Here is a 16,840-nt window from a genome sequence, read left to right as displayed (position 1 = left end):
TTTTCAGCCTTGTGCGAGTCCGGAAAAGCCCAGAAACGCCAGCGACATGAGGCTGGCGGTCACCATGGCGATTGCCGCACCGCGAAACGGCTTGGGTATGTCGGCATCGGCCAGGCGTTCGCGCATAGCGGCGAACAGCACCAGTACCAGAGAAAACCCCATGGCCGCGCCCAGACCGTAAAGGGTGGTGTGCAAGAAACTCAATTGACGATTGAGCGACAAAAGCGCCACACCTAGAACCGCACAGTTGGTGGTAATCAACGGCAGAAAAATCCCCAGCACCTGGTGCAGCATGGGGCTCAGCTTGCGTACCATGACCTCGGTGAATTGCACCACGGCGGCAATCACCACGATAAAGGCAATGGTGCGCAGGTATTCGACACCCAAGGGCACCAGTAATGCATGATAGACCACGTAGCTTGCCGCCGAGGCCAGGGTCAGCACAAAGGTGGTCGCCAAGGACATGCCCATGGCGGGTTCCAGCTTGCTGGAAACCCCCATGAAGGGGCACAGCCCTAGAAACTGGACCAGCACGAAATTGTTGACCAACGCCGTGCCGATAAGAATCAATAACAGTTCATTCATCAGCAGAGACAGCGGCGATTTCTGTGGGTATGGACGACACGTTCAGGTAACACGTTGCCCCGGTTCGGCGCCTGCGTCCGGCGATAGCAGGTAGATACCTTCGTCGTTGGCTGAAGCCAGCACCATGCCTTCCGATATGCCGAAGCGCATCTTGCGCGGTGCCAGGTTGGCCACCATGATCGTCAGGCGTCCTTCCAGAGCTTCCGGGGCGTAGGCGGAGCGAATGCCCGAGAACACCGTACGTGTCTCGCCGCCAAGGTCGAGGGTCAGTTTAAGCAGCTTGTCGGCACCTTCGACGTATTCAGCCTTGGCGATCCGCACGATACGCAAGTCGACCTTGCTGAAATCTTCAAAGCCTATCTCGGGGGCAATCGGCTCTTCAGCCAGCGGCCCCTTGGGGGCTGCCTTGAGTTTTTGTTCCACCACCAGATCCTCCTTCGAGGCTTCGATCATGGCGTCAATCCTGTCACGTTCCACCCGCGTCATCAGCGGTTTGAACTTCTTGATTTCATGGGCGAACAAGACGTCATGTCGGCTATGCCAGTCGAGGGTTTCCAGGTTGAGAAACTCGCGTGCCTGTTCGGCCATGGCCGGGACCACAGGCGCTAGATAGACCATTAATTGGCGGAAAAGGTTGATGCCTACCGAACAGATTTCCAATACTTCCTGTTCGTGGCCTGGCTGTTTGGCCAGCACCCAGGGTTCCTTTTCGGCAATGTAGGTATTGGCTTCGTCGGCGAGCTCCATCACTTTACGCATGGCGCGTCCGAAATCGCGGCTTTCGAAATCCTCGGCGATGACATCGCCGGCGGCAATGAAACGTGCCAGCATATCCGGTTGGGTGCAATGCGCCGAAAGCGTGCTATCACCGAGCTTCTTGACGAAGCCTGCGCAGCGGCTGGCGATGTTGACTACCTTGCCCACCAGGTCTGAATTTACCCGGGCGGCAAAATCGCTGAGGTTCAAGTCGAGGTCATCGACACCCGAGGTCAATTTGGCGGCAAAGTAATAGCGCAGATATTCCGGATTCAGGTGGTCGGCATAGGTAGCCGCCTTGATGAACGTCCCGCGAGACTTGGACATCTTGGCACCGTCCACGGTCACGAAACCATGGCAATTGACCGCCGTGGGGGTGCGGAAATCGGCACCATGCAGCATGGCCGGCCAGAACAATGCGTGAAAGTACACGATGTCCTTGCCGATGAAATGATAGATCTCGGCATCGGAGTCCGGTGCCCAATAACTATCGAAATCGATGCCTTCGCGGTCACAGAGGTTCTTGAAACTGGCCAGATAACCGATAGGGGCGTCCAGCCATACATAGAAGTACTTGCCCGGCGCATCGGGAATTTCGAAGCCGAAATAAGGGGCGTCCCGGGAAATGTCCCATTCATTGAAGCCGGACTCGAACCACTCCATCAGCTTGTTTCTGATCTGTGGCTGAACATGGCCGGCGTCGATCCAGCGCTGCAGGAACTCGACGAAATCCGGTAGCTTGAAGAAGTAATGAGTCGAGCTTCTGATTTCCGGCGTGGCACCGGAAATGGCCGAGACCGGGTTGATCAATTCGGCCGGGGTATACGTCGCGCCGCACGCTTCGCAGTTGTCGCCGTATTGATCCTCGGTACGGCATTTGGGGCAGGTGCCCTTGATGAAGCGATCCGCCAGAAACAGGCCTTTCTGGGGGTCGTACATCTGTTCGATGTCGCGAGTGGCGATATGACCCTTGTCGCGTAGCCGCGTGTAAATCAATTCGCTGAAATAACGGTTTTCGTCTGAATGCGTGGAATGGTAGTTGTCGAATGCCACCCCGAAGCGGGCGAAGTCTTCCTGATGATCCCGTGAAACACGCTCGATCAAGGCTTGTGAGGTGATGCCTTCCTGTTCCGCACGCAGCATGATGGCGGTGCCATGGGCGTCGTCGGCGCACACATAATGGCATTGCTGGCCGCGGCTTTTCTGGAAACGCACCCAGATATCGGTCTGGATGTATTCCAGCAAATGGCCAAGGTGGATGGCGCCGTTGGCATAGGGCAGGGCGCTGGTGACCAGTATCTTGCGCGTGGCGGTATTCGACATGGTGATTGACACTTCCGTTGGCATCAGACGGTAACAAGAAAAGGGGGCGAAGATTGTAGCGATCTTCGCCCGTGGTTGCATCCAGCCCCTCAAACCCCGGGTCGGCTCAGTACAGGCCTTGTTCTTCCTGAACCACTTCTTTTAACAATTCGAGATAAAGCTTATCCGCATCCGAATGCTCGGCCGGGTCTTCAGGAATATGCACGCTGGTGGTATCGGAAATATCATTGGCGATACGCGCCATGACTTCGGCGCTGCTGCCTTCTTCCGCTAAATGCTTGCGCGCGATGTCGAGCGACTGATCCAAGATCTTGGGGTCTTGGAGTAATTTGCGCACAAAGTCGCGTAGCTCATTGATAATACGAGTTTTCTGAATTTCAGATGCAGACATGACAATCTCCTTGTGGTCGCGGCCGGCGGTGAGACAAGGCAATGCCGGTGAATTCGCTGACCATAGCATTTTTTCTCACGGCCGACATGGCGAGGTTGCGCCTTGCCTGGCACCGGCCACTCAGAGGGCCAGGCGTCCAGCTTTATGTTTTACCGGATTTGCGTATTGCGCCAGCCACCAGGGGCGTAATTCCTCCGGCACCTCTGCTAGGCGTTGCTTGAAGCGTTCACGGTCGGCGGGAGTAATGGCGTTGCGCGCCACCAGTTCGGGGGCATCTCCCAGCGCTTCGAGTGCCAGGTAATGGCTGGGAAACAAACGATAGCCACCGATCACCTGACGGTCGATTTCCGCCGCGGCTTCATCCGGGGTGGCGATGTCGGCCCCGATGGGGCTACCGAAACGCAGCTGCACGCGACCTTTCGCGCCGGTAATGCCGGTCACGATCGAGCTGATGTCCTCGAATTCGCCCTTGGCATACTCGCCCTGCGTATGAATGGCGTGTAACTCCTGCGCCTTCTGCATATCGCAGGGATCGTATTCGTAGCTGATCGAGACCGGTACCAGTTTGAGTTCCTTGACGGCTTCACCGAAATCGACGTTACGGTCGGCGGTGCGCCTGGCCATGGTCAGCATCTTGATGATGGCCGGGTCGGTGCGGTCGATGCCGTTTTTGGCACGACCTTCGCGCTGGGCCATCCATATCGAGTGATTGTCTTCGAGGATCGAATGGCGGATATAGGACGAAAGCGTCTGATAAGCCGCCAGCATGGCGCGCTTGCCCCTTGCACTACGTGGCACGATGAAGCTCTTGTTCAAGCGCATCAGGTCGGTAACGTAGGGTTTTTTCAAGAGGTTATCACCGATGGCAATACGTACCGTGTCGCGATCCGCCTGATACAACGCATAGTTGACGAATGCCGGATCGAGGGCAATATCGCGATGATTGCCGATGAACAGATAGGCACTGCCAGGGTCGAGCTTGTCCAGCCCTTCGACCTGAAAGGCATCGGTGGTAGTGCGAATCATGCGGTCCATGTAATGCGCGATACGCATTTGAAAATCGCGCACCGTGGTCACGCCCTTGACCTCACGGCGTATGGCAATGCCTGCCAAGGTGCGGGCCAGGGGCGGTGCCCAGCGTGCCAGGCGAGGCAAGCGAAATTGCGTCAACGCATCGAGCAGTTCGGCATCGTGTGACAGGCGTGTGAGTACCTCGGCAACTTCGTGATCCATGTAAGGACGGACATCGGCCCATGGGTCTTGGGTGTCGGCGGTAGAAAGGGCATCAGGGGTATGAGTCATGCGATCCGTAGGCTGGTGCCAAAATAAGAGTTAGCGAAAAGGGCGTACAAGAAAAATATCAGTAAAAACGCTTTGTGCAGGAAACGACTTATGTAGAAAACCAGTCATGCAGGAAACCTATCATCAAGTAAAGCTATCGCGGCCTGTCTCGGCTTCGCCGCCGAGCCATTCGATCAAGCGGGTGATGTCATCCGATAGCGCCTGTGCCATCAGGATGAAATCCGTTTCCAGGCGTACCAGGGCGTCGTCACCGTCTTCGGCATGATCGGCTTCTTCGATCAAGGCGTCGCTGAAGCGCAGCGACTTGAGCGCCAGGTCGTCATGCAGAATGAATCGTAGCCGACCCGCCAGACTTACCGCCAGTTTACTGGCTTGGCGACCGCTTGCCAGCAGCTGCTGAATTTCATCGCTGTCCAGATCCACCTGACGGGCACGCAGCACACCGTCGTCGCCCTTGGCCTTGAGTTCGACCTGATCACCGAGTTCCAGGTCGCTGGGGCGGCTTTCCGGGTCGCCCAGCCAGGTGGTCATGGCGCGAATCGGCAATGCCTGGGTGGCGAGAGGCGTGACCTTGAGGGTACCCAGCGTTTCACGCAACAGGTCGAGCACATCTTCGGCCCGCGTACGGCTGCTGGCGTTGATACCGATCAGGTTGCGCCTTGTGTCCCACCATAAATCGATTTTCTGGCTGCGTATGAAAGCCTGCGGTAGCAATGTTTCGGTTACCTGCTCCTTGATGGCGGTCTTTTCCTTGCGCGTAAGCTTGCGGCCTTCGCGAGATTCGATGTCGCTGACCTGTTCCTCGACTTCTTCGCGCACCACCGACGCAGGCAGCAAGCGCTCCTGGCGTAAGGCACTGAGGAGTCGGTGGCCTTGAAGTTCATGCAGGTAATGGCCGCTTCCCAGTCGTCCCGCCGGAGCGCACCAGCCCAATCGACGTGCTTGTGTGCCGCCTAATGGCTGGCTGGCTTGTTCGGCAAGGGCTTGTTCCAGCGCCTCTGAGGGCATCTCCGGGGCGCCGTGCAAGCGATAAAGGTGCAAGTGCTTGAACCACATGGAGCATATCCTGTGCAAAGGGCTGCTCATTATGTCGAAAGCCGGCGATACGTACCAGTGCTGCGAATCGGTCAAGCATTGTTGCAGCTGTTTCAAACTTATGTTTGATTAAGGCTTGCGTTATTATTTATTCAACTGACTTATTACACTGGCCCAGCCAAGGAGGTTTCATGACAGTGCCCGTTTTAAACAAAAAGACCCAGACCCAGCTACGCGTGCGCGGCTATCACCTGGATGGCTATGGGCATGTCAACAACGCCCGCTACCTGGAGTTCATGGAGGAGGGGCGCTGGGCGTTTTTTGACGATCACCCGGCGTTGGTGAAGCAGTTCAAGCAGCAAGCGGCGGCGTTTGTGGTGGTCAATATCAATATCGATTATCGCCAGGCCGCCGTGGAAGGCGACGACTTGATCATCACCACTGGGATTGTCGACGTGGGTAAACGAAGTGCTGTCTGCCATCAGAAGATTTTCCGCGCTGATGGCACTCTGGTCACCGAAGCCAGTTTCACTTTCGTGTTGCTGGATTTACGCGCCAATAAAGCCTGTGCGATAGAGGGTGAAATAGGCGCGGTGCTGGAGGCCTTGACTGTAGCCGAATCGGCGTTAACGCCCTTCTGAGCCGCTCAGAGCGTTTTTGGCTGTATTTGTGTAGGTATGCTGCGGCTGCCCTTGCCGCCTGTGCAGTGGTATGATGCTCGGGTAATTGCGCGCCGTGCCCCGGCATCTTGTTGCGCTTTCAACTCTCGCAATGCAAATGCAGTGCAAAGGATCTGACTTTCATGGGTGACATCGCCAGAGAAATCCTGCCCGTCAATATCGAAGACGAGCTTAAACAGTCGTATCTCGACTACGCGATGAGTGTCATTATCGGTCGCGCTCTTCCTGACGTGCGCGACGGCCTCAAGCCGGTTCATCGGCGTGTGCTGTTTGCCATGCATGAACTGAGTAATGACTGGAACAAACCGTACAAGAAATCGGCGCGTGTGGTCGGCGATGTCATCGGTAAATATCACCCCCATGGTGACAGTGCCGTTTATGACACCATCGTCCGCATGGCCCAGCATTTCTCGATGCGCCACGTTCTGGTCGACGGCCAAGGGAACTTCGGTTCGATAGACGGCGACAGTGCCGCCGCCATGCGTTACACCGAAGTGCGGATGTCCAAGTTGGCGCATGAACTACTCGCCGATCTGGAAAAAGATACCGTCGATTGGGTCGACAACTACGACGGTACCGAGCGTATCCCCGACGTCATGCCGACCAAAGTGCCCAATCTGTTGATTAACGGTTCTTCGGGGATCGCTGTGGGCATGGCGACCAATATTCCGCCGCACAATATGCGCGAAGTCATCGATGGCTGCCTGGCATTGATCGACGACTACACCTTGTCGATCGATGATTTGATGCATTACATCCCCGGCCCGGATTTTCCCACCGGCGCCATCATCAATGGTCGTGCGGGTATCATCGATGCCTACCACACCGGGCGTGGACGCATTTATGTGCGGGCCTGTCACACCATCGAGCACGACGATAAATCCGGCCGCGACCATATCATCATCAGCGAACTGCCTTATCAGGTGAACAAGGCGCGGTTGATCGAAAAGATCGCCGAACTGGTGAAAGACAAGAAAATCGAAGGCATTGCCGAATTGCGCGACGAATCCGACAAGGATGGCTTGCGCGTCGTGATCGAGGTCAAGCGCGGCGAGTCGGGCGAGGTCGTGGTCAATAACCTCTTCGCCCAGACCCAGCTGCAAAACGTGTTCGGCATCAATATGGTGGCGCTGGAAAACGGCCAGCCGCGCACGCTAAACCTCAAGCAGATGCTGGAAGCCTTTATTCGTCATCGCCGCGAGGTAGTGACCCGACGGACGCTGTTCGAACTCAGAAAAGCCCGTGAACGTGGCCATATCCTGGAAGGCCTGGCGGTGGCGATTTCCAATATCGACCAGGTCATCGAGCTGATCAAGGCATCGCCCAACGCCGCTGAAGCCCGTGAAAAGCTGCTGGCCAAGGATTGGCAGCCGGGGCAGGTTACCGGCATGCTGGAGCGCGCCGGGGCTACCTCCTGCAAGCCCGAAGAGCTGGAGGAAGGCTACGGCCTCAATCCTTCCGCGACGCAGTATCGGCTGTCTCAAGCCCAAGCCCAGGCGATTCTGGAATTACGCCTGCACCGTCTGACCGGGCTTGAAACCGAAAAGCTGCTGGATGAATACCTCTCCATCCTCGAGAAAATCGCCGAGCTGACGCTGATTCTGGCCTCGGCCGATCGTTTGATGGAAGTGATTCGCGAAGAGTTGCATGCGGTACGCGATCAGTTCGGTAACGATCGGCGCAGCGAGATCCAGTTCAGCCATCTGGACTTGAGCATGGAAGACCTGATTGCCGAGGAAGACATGGTGGTCACGGTGTCACGCTCGGGTTACGCCAAGACGCAGCCGATTTCCGACTATCAGGCCCAGCGCCGTGGCGGGCGCGGAAAATCCGCTACCGCCATGAAAGACGAGGACGTCATCGAACACCTGCTGGTGGCCTCGACGCATGACACCGTCCTGCTGTTTTCCAACCGTGGCAAGGTCTACTGGCTTAAGGTCTACGAGATGCCCAATGCCAGCCGTGGGTCACGCGGCAAGCCATTGGTCAATTTGCTGCCGCTGGATGAAGGCGAGGAGATCAACGCCATCCTGCCGGTGCGCGGCTACGACCCCGAGCATTACATCTTCTTCGCCACCGCCAAGGGTACCGTCAAGCGTACCAGCCTGGAGCAGTTCTCCCGGCCGCGTAGCGTGGGCCTGATCGCCATCGACCTGGAAGAAGACGATCGCCTGGTCGGCGCGGCGATCACCTCCGGTTCCGACCATGCCATGATGCTGTCTTCCAATGGCAAGGCGATTCGTTTCGAGGAAGGCAACGTTCGGGCCATGGGACGCACGGCGCGTGGCGTGAGGGGGATGCGCCTGGCCAAGGGCGCCGAGGTGATCAGCCTGATCATTCCCCAGAGCCAGCAGATCGATGTGGAAGAAGAGGCTGAAAGCGACACAGCCGTTGAATCCACAGGCGAAAGCAGCAATGCAGGTCAGATCTATATCCTGACTGCAAGCGAAAAAGGCTATGGCAAGCGCACCCGCCTGGAGGAATTTCCGCTGCGCGGACGCGGTGGCCAAGGCGTTATCGCGATGCAGACCAGCGAGCGCAACGGCCCATTGGTAGCGGCAATGCAGGTCTATCCCAGCGATGAAATGATGCTGATTACCGATCGTGGCACCCTGGTGCGCACCCGTGTGGAAGAGGTCTCGTCCACATCGCGTAATACTCAGGGTGTCATGCTGATTCGTCTGGGCGAAAACGAAAAGCTTGTGAAGACCGTGCGCATCGATGAACTGGAAGACGTGCCGCTGGAAACAGACGACGCCTTGGAAGCACCGCTAGTAGGGGAAGAACAGGTGCAAGAAGCGCCGCAGAGCCAAGAGCCGAACAGCGATTTACAGGACGATTCAGGGGAAGAGCAGTCTGATGACACGTCACTATAATTTCTGCGCCGGGCCGGCGGCGTTACCTCAGTCGGTACTCGAACGCGCCCAGAGCGAGCTGCTCGATTACCAGGGACGCGGACTTTCGGTAATGGAAATGAGCCATCGCAGTGATGAGTTCGTCGCCATTGCCGAAAAGACCGAGGCAGATCTGCGTGAATTGTTGCAGCTGCCTGATAACTATCGCGTTCTGTTCCTGCAAGGGGGTGCCAGCCTGCAATTTGCCATGTTGCCGATGAACCTCTTGGGGAATGGTGGCAGTGCCGATTTCATTCATACCGGCATCTGGGGCAAGAAGGCGATCGCCGAGGTCAAGCGACTGGGGTTCGATTACCATGTGGCCGCCAGCAGCGAGGCCAATGGCCAGACAGCCGTTCCTCGGCCTTCAGCGCTAAAATTAAGCGATCAGGCGGCTTATCTGCATTACACCGCCAATGAAACCATCGGTGGACTCGAATTCGATTACACCCCCGAGGCAGTTCGCCCGGACGGTGTCGAGGTGCCGCTGGTCTGTGACATGTCGTCGAGTATTCTTGCCGCTCCGCTGGATGTGTCGAAGTTCGGTATCATCTACGCCGGTGCACAGAAGAATATCGGCCCGGCGGGATTGACGCTGGTCATCGTGCGCGATGACCTGCTCGATCAAGCCTGCAAGGCCATTCCTTCCTTGTTCGACTACAAGGGGATGGCCGCAGGCGGTTCAATGGTCAATACGCCGCCTACCTATGCCTGGTACCTTGCCGGGCTAGTGTTCCAGTGGCTGAAAGACGATATCGGCGGGCTGGATGCCATGGGGGCTATCAATGCCCGCAAAGCCGCCAAGCTGTATGCCGCGATCGATACCAGCGGTCTTTATTCCAACCCCATCGTGGCGGCCAACCGCTCACGCATGAATATTCCGTTCGTGCTGGCGGACAGCCGTCTGGACGCGGATTTTCTGAGCGAAGCGAATGCTGCCGGGTTGCTGAACCTTAAAGGCCATCGCAGCGTGGGGGGGATGCGGGCCAGCTTGTACAATGCCGTGCCTGAAGACGCCGTGGATACGTTGACCGCCTTCATGGCGGATTTCGAACAAAGAAGGGGCTAACCACCATGTCTGACTCCCCCAATACTAATAACTCTCCCAGCACGGGCTCCCCCAGCAATCTTGACGAGTTGCGCGAGACGATCGACCAGCTGGATACGGATATTCTGCGCCTGATCAGTGAGCGAGCGGCCTGCGCCCAGCGTGTGGCCAAGGTGAAGCTGACCCACGACAAGGGCACGGTATTCTATCGTCCGGAACGTGAGGCCCAGGTACTCAGGCGGATCATGTCGCTGAACCCGGGGCCGCTGGACAGCGAGGAAATGGCACGTCTGTTCCGCGAAATCATGTCCGCCTGCCTGGCGTTGGAGCAGCCGATCAAGGTGTCTTATCTGGGGCCTGAAGGTACTTTTACCCAGCAGGCGGCGCTCAAGCACTTCGGGGAAAGTGCGGTCAGCCTGCCCATGGCGGCAATCGATGAAGTATTTCGTGAAGTCGAAGCCGGTGCGGTCAATTATGGCGTCGTGCCGGTCGAGAATTCCACGGAAGGGGTGGTGAATCACACCCTGGATTCGTTCATGGATTCCTCGATTCGCATCTGCGGCGAAGTCGTGCTGCGTATCCATCATCATCTGCTGGTGGCGGATACCACGCGCCGCGATAAAGTGTCGCGTATCTACTCGCACCCGCAGTCGTTTGCGCAATGTCGTAAATGGTTGGATGCCCACTTTCCCCATGCCGAGCGCGTGCCGGTTGCCTCCAATGCCGAAGCCGCCAAATTGGTCAAGACCGAATGGCACAGTGCCGCGATTGCCGGCGACATGGCCGCCAAGCTTTACGGCCTGACGCCATTGACGGAAAAGATTGAGGACCGCCCGGATAATTCCACGCGCTTCTTGATCATCGGTAACCAGGATGTGCCCCGTTCGGGTGACGACAAGACGTCTCTGGTCGTGGCCATGCGCAACCAGCCCGGTGCCCTGCATGACCTGCTTGAGCCTTTTCATCGCCATCAGATCGACTTGACGCGCCTTGAAACCCGCCCGTCGCGAAGCGGTGTCTGGAATTACGTCTTCTTCATCGACTTCAAAGGGCATCATGAAGATCCGCAAGTAGCGGCCATGCTCGAGGAAGTCAGGCTGCGGGCGGCCGAGGTCAAGGTGCTGGGTTCCTACCCTCAGGGTGTGCTGTGAGCCTGAAGGTAACTGAATCAAGGCTGTTGATTGTCGGCTTGGGCTTGATTGGAGGTTCGCTGGCTGCCGCGCTGCGTGAAGCGGGGTTCGGCCGCGAAGGCGCTCAGGGTGACGAAAGTACTCGGGGTGAAATAGTGGCCTGCGACCCGGATGCCGAGGAAATTGCCCGCGGTGTCGCCATGGGGCTGATCGATTCAGGCGATACCCGGCTCGGCCCGATGGTCAAGGATGCCTCCATGATCCTGTTGGCGGTCCCGGTATTGGCCATGGAAGGCGTGATGCGCGAACTGGCCGAGCATCTGGACAAGGCCGCGGCTGACGTGGTGATTACCGACGTGGGCAGCACCAAGGCGGCGATTCAGCAAGCCGCCGAGCGTGCTTTCGGCGGGCTGCCAAGCAATCTGGTGCTGGGCCATCCGATTGCCGGTTCGGAGAAAAGCGGCGTGGCAGCCTCCAATCCCCGGCTTTATCGAAACCACAAGGTCATCTTGACGCCTGCCGAGACCACGCGGCCCGATGCCGTGGCGCGGGTGCGGCGCTTGTGGGAAGCCTGTGGCGCCGATGTCCTGGAAATGGCCGTAGAGCGTCATGATCAGGTGCTGGCACGCACCAGCCATTTGCCGCATTTGCTGGCGTTCTCGCTGGTGGATAGTCTGGCGCGCCAAGACGAGCGCCTGGAAATCTTTCGTTACGCGGCGGGTGGTTTTCGAGACTTTACCCGTATCGCCGGCAGTGACCCGGTAATGTGGCGCGATATTTTCGTCGCCAACCGTGAGGCGGTATTGGCCTCGCTGGACGATTTCGAGGCAGGGTTGGCACGGCTGCGCCAGGCCGTGGAGAACTCGGATAGCGATGCCATGCTGGCGACGTTCGACCGGGCCAGCCACGCCCGGCATTATTTTGAATCGCTTTTGAACAAGACCAGTTATCAGGCGGAATACCACATGCAACCACAAGGCAAGCTGACCTATCGGGTAAGCCCCGGCGGGAATGCCCAGGGGCGTTTGCGCGTGCCCGGCGACAAGTCCATTTCACACCGCTCGATCATGCTCGGCGCTCTGGCCGAAGGGGTGACGGAGGTAAAAGGTTTTCTCGAAGGGGAGGATAGCCTGGCAACGCTCCAGGCATTCCGTGAGATGGGGGTGGCGATCGAAGGGCCCCACCAGGGCTGTGTGACTATTCATGGGGTGGGCATGCATGGTCTGAAAGCGCCTTCCGGGCCCTTGTACGTCGGTAACTCGGGTACCGCGATGCGCTTGTTTTCCGGCCTGTTGGCGGGCCAGGCATTCGATAGCGAGCTCACCGGGGACGACTCCCTGACCAAGCGGCCCATGAGCCGCGTGGCCGATCCGTTGCGCCTGATGGGCGCCCGGATTGAAACCGCCGAGGGCGGGCGTCCACCGCTCAAGATCAGCGGTGGCGCCAAGCTTGAAGGCATCGAATACGATATGCCCATGGCCAGTGCCCAGGTGAAATCCTGCCTGCTGCTGGCGGGGCTTTACGCCGAGGGCGAGACCCGCGTGCGCGAACCGGCGCCCACCCGCGATCACACCGAACGCATGCTCAACGGCTTCGGTTACCCCGTTTCGCGCCAGGGCGATACCTGCTGGCTCGAAGGCGGCAATAAACTGGTTGCCGGGCCGATCGACGTGCCTTCGGACATTTCCTCGGCGACCTTTTTCCTGGTGGCCGCGGCGATTACCCCAGGCTCGGATATCCTGCTGGAACATGTCGGCATCAACCCGACGCGTATCGGCGTGATCAATATTCTCAAGCTGATGGGCGCTGACCTGACCCTGGAGAATAGCCGTGAAGTGGGGGGAGAGCCGGTCGCCGAGATTCGTATCCGCTATGCACCGCTCAAGGGTATCGATATTCCGGTGGAGCAGGTGCCGCTGGCGATCGACGAATTTCCTGCACTGTTCATTGCCGCCGCCAATGCCGAGGGCACGACCCGCCTACGCGGTGCCGAAGAGCTGCGTGTCAAGGAATCGGACCGTATCCAGGCCATGGCTGACGGCCTTGCGGTGCTGGGGGTCGAGCACAGTGTGATGGAAGACGGCATTGATATCGTCGGCAACGGGGGCTCCGGCCCCAGCTATGGTGGCGGGCGCATCGACAGTCTGGGCGACCATCGTATCGCCATGGCCTTTTCCATCGCGGCGTTGCGCGCCAGTGAGGACATCGTGATCGATGACTGTGCCAATGTCGCTACGTCATTTCCCGGTTTCATCGCTCTGGCAGGCCGGATAGGCCTGAACGTGACGGAAGAAGGAGCCGTGGAGAAAGCAGCGGAGAAAACCGGGGAGACTGGCCATGAGTGACGCCGTCCCCGTGCTGACTGTCGACGGCCCAGGAGGCGCAGGCAAAGGCACCATCAGCGGTCTGGTCGCCGAACGTCTGGGTTGGCACCTGCTGGATAGCGGCGCCTTGTACCGTCTCACCGCCCAGGCAGCGACCAAGCATGATGTGGCGCTGGATGACGAACCGCAGCTCGAGCGCCTGGCGGCCGAGCTTGATGTGGCGTTTCCAGTAGAGAAGGGTCGCCCTCTGGTGCTCCTGGAAGGTGAAGACGTCACCCAAGTAATTCGCACGGAAGCGGTGGGGGAGCGCGCTTCTCAAATAGCGGCGCTGCCCGGGGTTCGCCAAGCCCTATTGCAGCGTCAGCGAGATTTTCGCAAGCCACCCGGCCTGGTGGCGGATGGGCGAGATATGGGAACGGTGGTGTTTCCCGAGGCTCCCCTGAAAATATTTTTGACCGCCAGTGCACAAGAACGTGCTCGGCGGCGGCATCTACAGTTGCAAGAATCCGGAGTGGGTGCTAGTCTTTCGAGTCTTTTAAAGGAGATTCAGGCGCGCGATGCACGCGACATGCAGCGCAGCGTGGCACCTCTCAAGCCGGCAGATGATGCCATTACGCTTGATACCACGCGCCTGAGTATACCGGAAGTGGTAGAACGGCTGACCGAACTGCTGGCCCAACGTGGCATTGCACAAGGCACCTGATTCTCCCTTGCGGCGCCTTTGGTGAGATGTCATGACGTGGCAGGGCACTACTATCACATCATCCGTGAGCCCGGTCAGGTCGAACCAGCGCTAACATCCCCGAAGGCAGAGCACATAGGCCCGCACTTGCTGGTGGTGCGGAGAAGGCATTAATGCCTCAACAACGTTGATCACGTAGGAACACCATGAGCGAAAGCTTTGCTGAACTGTTTGAACAGTCTCTTAACGACATCAACATGGAGCCGGGCGCCATCGTTTTGGCCCAGGTTGTGGACATTGACGGCGATTGGGTTACTGTCAATGCCGGTCTGAAATCCGAAGGCCAGATCCCCGCTTCACAATTCCGCGATGAAAATGGCGAGCTGAACATTGCCATCGGTGACGAAGTGCACGTTGCGCTGGAAGCCGTGGAAGATGGCTTCGGTGAAACGCGTTTGTCACGCGAAAAGGCCAAACGCGCCGAAGCGTGGAAGATTCTGGAAGCAGCCTTCGAGAAAGACGAAATCATCAAGGGCGTGATCAACGGCAAAGTCAAAGGTGGCTTTACTGTCGAAGTCGACTCTATTCGTGCTTTCCTGCCGGGCTCTCTGGTCGACGTGCGTCCGGTTCGCGACACTGCTCACCTGGAAAACAAAGAACTCGATTTCAAGGTCATCAAGCTCGATCCCAAGCGCAATAACGTGGTGGTTTCGCGTCGCGCCGTTCTCGAAGCAGAGAACAGTGCAGAACGTGAAGCGCTGCTGGCAACGCTTCAGGAAGGTCAGCAGATCAAGGGTATCGTCAAGAACCTCACCGACTACGGCGCGTTCGTGGATCTGGGTGGCGTTGACGGCCTGCTGCACATCACCGATATGGCCTGGAAGCGCATCAAGCATCCGTCCGAAATCGTGGCTGTCGGCGACGAGATCAATGTCAAGGTGCTCAAGTTCGATCGTGAACGCAATCGCGTATCACTGGGCTTGAAGCAGCTGGGCGAAGATCCGTGGGTCAACATCAAGGCACGTTACCCGGAAAGCACCAAGGTGCACGCCAAGGTCACCAATCTTACCGACTACGGCTGTTTCGCCGAGCTGGAAGAAGGTGTCGAAGGCTTGGTTCACGTCTCCGAGATGGACTGGACCAACAAGAACATCCATCCGTCGAAAGTCGTGCAAGTGGGCGATGATGTCGACGTCATGGTGTTGGATATCGACGAAGAGCGTCGTCGTATCTCCCTGGGTATCAAGCAGTGCACCGCTAATCCGTGGGAAACCTTCAACACCGATTACAACAAGGGCGACCGCGTTTCCGGTACCATCAAGTCGATCACCGACTTTGGTATCTTCATCGGTCTGGAAGGCGGTATCGACGGCCTGGTTCACCTGTCCGACATCTCCTGGACGGAAACCGGTGAAGAAGCCGTACGCCACTTCAAGAAGGGCGACGAAGCCGAAGCGGTTATCCTGTCCATCGATCCAGAGCGTGAGCGTATCTCTCTGGGTATCAAGCAGATGGACACAGACCCGGTTGCCGAATTCCTGGCAGTCAACGATAAAGGCAGTCTCGTGACTGGCCGTATCATTGAAGTTGATGCCAAGGAAGCGCAAGTGGAGCTGGCGACCGATGTCGTGGCGGTACTTAAGGCGTCTGAAATCAGTGCGGACCGTGTCGAAGACGCGCGTAACGTCCTGAACGAAGGCGACAGCGTTGAAGCCCGCATTATCGGAGTGGATCGTAAGAACCGTCAGATCAACCTGTCTATCAAGGCTAAAGATCAGGATGACACGCGTCAGAATCTGAAGAAGATGCGCGAGGAAGCACCGGAATCCGGTGGTCCGACCACTATCGGTGAGTTGATCAAGCAGCAGATGGGTCAAGATTGATTGGCTTGATTCGCCGCTGAGTCACTTGCTGTAGAAAGCGCCGCCTGAGAAGGCGGCGCTTTTTTTGCTGGGTCTGTTAACTGGGTTTTTAGGTTTTTTTCTTCTGAACTAGAGGCGATATGTCTATCTTGAATGAAGAAACATATTTTCGATTCCTGCATCCTCGCGTTGTATTTAAATAAACTATCAGCAAGTAAGAGAAAAACTTTTATTGAATTTAAGCTTAAGTGCTCATAAAAAATTAACTAGACTGTTGTCTATTGAAGCATTTACAGGAATAATAACAGCGCATCCACCGAGCTAAAGCATGTTTCTGAGTTTCCTGGCTGCTAGATAGTCGCTACTCCTATCTACCGACTGCTAGCCGCTGACTTATAAGCCCTGCTCCATTTTATCCAACTAAGGAACATTCTATGTCACTTTTGAATGAATATATCCAAAAAGAACAGCAACTAAAGCAGTTGCAGGAAGATCTTCAGCGCCTGGAAGGCGACCAGCGTCTGAAAGGCGAGCTCGAATTTAAAGATCGCCTCGAAGCGCTAATGGATGAGTTCGAGAAAAGTGCTGCTGACGTTATTGCGTTGCTGGACCCCAATGCTGAACGTACCGCTACCAAAGCGACTGGCGCTACCGGCACTGGTCGGCGTAAGCGTCGTCTCAAGATTTACAAGAATCCCCAGACCGGTGAAATCATTGAAACCCGCGGTGGTAATCACAAGGGGCTGCGCAGCTGGAAGGATCAATACGGTGATGAAACCGTGGAGTCCTGGTTGGTCCGCATGGAAGACTGAAAGCTGCTCTGCCTAG

Annotated in this window: 13 protein-coding genes; 8 read left to right on the top strand and 5 right to left on the bottom strand. The window is 57.3% G+C overall.

Annotated elements, in window-relative coordinates; all coding sequences use genetic code 11:
- Positions 1-3: 3 nt before the first annotated feature.
- The 5 genes from rsxA to DU506_RS06950 all read right to left on the bottom strand — a co-directional run bounded on the left by rsxA (position 4) and on the right by DU506_RS06950 (position 5,413).
- Complete coding sequence (gene rsxA / locus DU506_RS06970) at positions 4-585, bottom strand: electron transport complex subunit RsxA (protein ID WP_114486218.1); 582 nt, start codon at positions 583-585, stop codon at positions 4-6.
- A gap of 42 nt (positions 586-627) precedes the next feature.
- Positions 628-2,664, bottom strand: a complete 2,037-nt coding sequence (metG, locus tag DU506_RS06965; protein ID WP_114486217.1) for a methionine--tRNA ligase — start codon at positions 2,662-2,664, stop codon at positions 628-630.
- 106 nt (positions 2,665-2,770) lie between these two features.
- The gene (locus DU506_RS06960) at positions 2,771-3,055 is read right to left on the bottom strand and encodes a hypothetical protein (RefSeq protein ID WP_114486216.1); all 285 of its coding nucleotides are present in this window, start codon (positions 3,053-3,055) and stop codon (positions 2,771-2,773) included.
- Positions 3,056-3,175: 120 nt separating this feature from the next.
- Positions 3,176-4,357, bottom strand: a complete 1,182-nt coding sequence (locus DU506_RS06955) for a 1-acyl-sn-glycerol-3-phosphate acyltransferase (protein WP_114486215.1) — start codon at positions 4,355-4,357, stop codon at positions 3,176-3,178.
- 123 nt (positions 4,358-4,480) lie between these two features.
- Positions 4,481-5,413 carry a recombination-associated protein RdgC gene (locus DU506_RS06950; protein WP_114486214.1) on the bottom strand — a complete coding sequence of 311 codons (933 nt, stop codon included), beginning with the start codon at positions 5,411-5,413 and terminating at the stop codon, positions 4,481-4,483.
- 170 nt (positions 5,414-5,583) lie between these two features.
- On the opposite strand from DU506_RS06950, the gene DU506_RS06945 reads away from it, so the two are divergent.
- From DU506_RS06945 to DU506_RS06910, 8 genes are all read left to right on the top strand, one after another.
- Positions 5,584-6,033, top strand: coding sequence for an acyl-CoA thioesterase (locus tag DU506_RS06945; protein ID WP_114486213.1), 450 nt, complete (start codon positions 5,584-5,586; stop codon positions 6,031-6,033).
- Between the two features lie 161 nt (positions 6,034-6,194).
- Positions 6,195-8,948: a DNA gyrase subunit A gene (gene gyrA / locus DU506_RS06940; protein ID WP_114486212.1), complete on the top strand. Its 2,754-nt coding sequence runs from the start codon at positions 6,195-6,197 to the stop codon at positions 8,946-8,948.
- A complete protein-coding gene (gene serC, locus DU506_RS06935; RefSeq protein WP_114486211.1) occupies positions 8,932-10,035 on the top strand; it encodes a 3-phosphoserine/phosphohydroxythreonine transaminase in 1,104 nt (367 codons plus the stop codon). The genes gyrA and serC overlap by 17 nt, the downstream gene beginning before the upstream one ends.
- A 5-nt stretch (positions 10,036-10,040) precedes the next feature.
- A complete protein-coding gene (gene pheA / locus DU506_RS06930) occupies positions 10,041-11,165 on the top strand; it encodes a prephenate dehydratase (protein WP_114486210.1) in 1,125 nt (374 codons plus the stop codon).
- Positions 11,162-13,489 carry a bifunctional prephenate dehydrogenase/3-phosphoshikimate 1-carboxyvinyltransferase gene (locus DU506_RS06925; protein WP_235825468.1) on the top strand — a complete coding sequence of 776 codons (2,328 nt, stop codon included), beginning with the start codon at positions 11,162-11,164 and terminating at the stop codon, positions 13,487-13,489. Before pheA ends, DU506_RS06925 begins: the two co-directional genes overlap by 4 nt.
- The gene (cmk, locus tag DU506_RS06920; protein WP_114486209.1) at positions 13,482-14,171 is read left to right on the top strand and encodes a (d)CMP kinase; all 690 of its coding nucleotides are present in this window, start codon (positions 13,482-13,484) and stop codon (positions 14,169-14,171) included. Before DU506_RS06925 ends, cmk begins: the two co-directional genes overlap by 8 nt.
- Positions 14,172-14,356: 185 nt before the next feature.
- Positions 14,357-16,033: a 30S ribosomal protein S1 gene (gene rpsA / locus DU506_RS06915; RefSeq protein ID WP_114486208.1), complete on the top strand. Its 1,677-nt coding sequence runs from the start codon at positions 14,357-14,359 to the stop codon at positions 16,031-16,033.
- Between the two features lie 413 nt (positions 16,034-16,446).
- On the top strand, positions 16,447-16,824 hold the full coding sequence (locus tag DU506_RS06910) for a histone-like nucleoid-structuring protein, MvaT/MvaU family (RefSeq protein ID WP_114486207.1): 378 nt from the start codon (positions 16,447-16,449) through the stop codon (positions 16,822-16,824).
- The last annotated feature ends 16 nt before the right edge of the window (positions 16,825-16,840 follow it).

The organism is Vreelandella rituensis (assembly GCF_003336665.1).
GTDB lineage: Bacteria > Pseudomonadota > Gammaproteobacteria > Pseudomonadales > Halomonadaceae > Vreelandella > Vreelandella rituensis.
This window is presented reverse-complemented; position numbering and strand designations above follow the sequence as displayed.

Excerpts from the sequence above, each read along its gene's own strand:
- rsxA (WP_114486218.1), bottom strand. The coding sequence starts at position 585 with ATGAATGAACTGTTATTGATTCTTATCGGCACGGCGTTGGTCAACAAT.
- metG (WP_114486217.1), bottom strand. The coding sequence starts at position 2,664 with ATGTCGAATACCGCCACGCGCAAGATACTGGTCACCAGCGCCCTGCCC.
- DU506_RS06960 (WP_114486216.1), bottom strand. The coding sequence starts at position 3,055 with ATGTCTGCATCTGAAATTCAGAAAACTCGTATTATCAATGAGCTACGC.
- DU506_RS06955 (WP_114486215.1), bottom strand. The coding sequence starts at position 4,357 with ATGACTCATACCCCTGATGCCCTTTCTACCGCCGACACCCAAGACCCA.
- DU506_RS06950 (WP_114486214.1), bottom strand. The coding sequence starts at position 5,413 with ATGTGGTTCAAGCACTTGCACCTTTATCGCTTGCACGGCGCCCCGGAG.
- DU506_RS06945 (WP_114486213.1), top strand. The coding sequence starts at position 5,584 with ATGACAGTGCCCGTTTTAAACAAAAAGACCCAGACCCAGCTACGCGTG.
- gyrA (WP_114486212.1), top strand. The coding sequence starts at position 6,195 with ATGGGTGACATCGCCAGAGAAATCCTGCCCGTCAATATCGAAGACGAG.
- serC (WP_114486211.1), top strand. The coding sequence starts at position 8,932 with ATGACACGTCACTATAATTTCTGCGCCGGGCCGGCGGCGTTACCTCAG.
- pheA (WP_114486210.1), top strand. The coding sequence starts at position 10,041 with ATGTCTGACTCCCCCAATACTAATAACTCTCCCAGCACGGGCTCCCCC.
- cmk (WP_114486209.1), top strand. The coding sequence starts at position 13,482 with ATGAGTGACGCCGTCCCCGTGCTGACTGTCGACGGCCCAGGAGGCGCA.
- rpsA (WP_114486208.1), top strand. The coding sequence starts at position 14,357 with ATGAGCGAAAGCTTTGCTGAACTGTTTGAACAGTCTCTTAACGACATC.
- DU506_RS06910 (WP_114486207.1), top strand. The coding sequence starts at position 16,447 with ATGTCACTTTTGAATGAATATATCCAAAAAGAACAGCAACTAAAGCAG.